Origin of the sequence: Streptomyces sp. NPDC047072, from assembly GCF_040643855.1 — a bacterium.
Lineage (GTDB): Bacteria > Actinomycetota > Actinomycetes > Streptomycetales > Streptomycetaceae > Streptomyces.
The window spans coordinates 1-1803 of record NZ_JBEYVC010000366.1 but is presented as its reverse complement, the minus strand read 5'-3'; the positions used below and the strand labels follow the sequence as shown (position 1 = coordinate 1803).

General features: G+C 74.6%; 3 protein-coding genes. 1 reads left to right on the top strand and 2 read right to left on the bottom strand.

Going from position 1 to position 1803, the window contains the following annotated elements:
• Positions 1–123 precede the first annotated feature (123 nt).
• Positions 124–444: a 4'-phosphopantetheinyl transferase superfamily protein gene (locus tag ABZ896_RS52730; RefSeq protein ID WP_360946662.1), complete on the top strand. Its 321-nt coding sequence runs from the start codon at positions 124–126 to the stop codon at positions 442–444.
• 43 nt (positions 445–487) lie between these two features.
• On the opposite strand, the gene ABZ896_RS52725 is transcribed toward ABZ896_RS52730, so the two are convergent.
• Positions 488–1660 carry an FAD-dependent oxidoreductase gene (locus ABZ896_RS52725; protein ID WP_360946659.1) on the bottom strand — a complete coding sequence of 391 codons (1173 nt, stop codon included), beginning with the start codon at positions 1658–1660 and terminating at the stop codon, positions 488–490.
• A partial coding sequence (locus ABZ896_RS52720) for a ferredoxin (protein ID WP_360946665.1) occupies positions 1657–1803 on the bottom strand: 147 nt, incomplete at its 5' end. The genes ABZ896_RS52720 and ABZ896_RS52725, both read right to left, overlap by 4 nt.

The window sequence follows — 1803 nt, the reverse complement described above, 5'->3', positions numbered from 1 at the left end:
GTCACCACCAGCTCCTCGGAGGTGGCCTCGATGTCGTAGTGGTGCCCTTCGTCGAGGCGGACGGTCAGGCCGCCGCGTCCCTCGCGGCTCGCGCTGCTGGCGCTCGCCTCCGAGCCGGTCGGCGTGGACGTGGAGCGCGTTCCCGGCCCGAAGCGTGCCGAGGACGCCACCCGGGTGCTGCACGCCTCCGAACTACGGGACCTGGCCCGGCTGTCCGTCGAGGCCCGCCCGGGCGGCTTCGCCCGCTGCTGGACCCGGAAGGAGGCCTACCGCAAGGCCACCGGCGAGGGCCTTTCCTGCGAGGCCCCGCGCGACCGGTACCTGGGCGCCGGACCGCCTCCCGCGAGGCTGCCCGGCCGGCGGATCATCGACGTCGACGTGCCCGACGGCTGGGCGGCCGCGTGTGTCGTGCGGACCGCAGGGGACGGATCCGTACGGAGATGACGGCGGGCGTCCGGCGGGCCGGCCGGACGCCCACGCACAGTGGCTACGCCTGGACGGACACGGTCTCCCGCCAGGCCGCCCCGGTCATGATGGCCTGGCGCCACTGCCGAATCGCCTTGGGCGGCATGCCGACCGCGAGGGCGCCGCTGACCCGGTCGCCGGTGCGGTACGCGGCCACGAAGCGCCGTTCGGCCAGGTCGCCCTCCACGACGGCGACTTCGTCGTGGCCGCGCAGGAAGCCGTACGCCTGGACCTTCATGTCGTACTGGTCGGACCAGAAGTACGGCACCGGCGTGAACGCCTTGCGCGCCTCGGGCGCCGCGAGGAGGTTGCGGGCGGCCGCCATGCCCTGCTCGGCCGCGTTGGTGCGGTGCTCGATCCGCATCGAGGTGCCGAACAGCGGGTTGTACCAGCGGGCCACGTCACCGGCCGCGTAGACGTTCCTCGCGGCCTCGCAGTACTCGTCGCACACCACGCCGTCGCCCACCGGCAGGCCGCTGCCCTCCAGCCATCCGGTGTTGGGCACCGAGCCGATGGCGACGAGCACCTCGTCCGCCTCGATCTCCTCTCCGTCTGCCAGCCGGACGCCCTCGTCGGTCACCTCGGTCACGGTCACCCCGCACCGCAGGTCGACCCCCCGCTCCACGTGCGCCCGGGCCAGCACCCGCCCTACGTCCGCGCCGACCGCGTGGGCCAGCGGCACGGCGGCCGGTTCCAGGAGGGTCACCTCGGCGCCGAGCCGCCACGCGATCGCGGCGGCCTCCGCACCGAGGAACCCGGCACCCACGACGACCAGACGCCGTCCCGGGACGAGCCGCTCGCGCAGGGTGAGCGCGTCGGCGAGGGTGCGCAGGACGTGCGCACCCTCCCCCGGCAGCCGACGGGGGCGGACCCCGGTGGCGATGACCAGCCCGTCGTAGGGGACGTCGGAGCCGTCCGCCAACCGCACGGTGCGGCCGGCGAGTTCGAGGCCCGTCGCGGCCACGCCGAGCCGCAGGTCCAGGTCGAGGGCGGCCAGGTCGGCGTCCGTGCGCAGGGCGAGCCGGTCGGACTCCCATTCCGAGGCCAGGAGCTGCTTGGAGAGCGGCGGCCGGTCGTAGGGGGCCTCCGGCTCGTCACCGACGAGGGTGATCGTGCCGTCGTAACCCTCTCTGCGCAGCGTCTCTGCCGCCGCGAGCCCGGCGGCCGAGGCGCCGACGACGGCGATCCGCCTCACTGGTCGACCAGCCGGATGGCCGCGGCCGGGCAGACGGCGATCGCTTCTTTGACGTCGTCGAGCTGGTGCTCGCCGACCTGTTCCTCCAGCAGGATCGCGATGCCGTCGTCGTCCTGGTCGAAGACCTCCATCGCGGCGAGCAC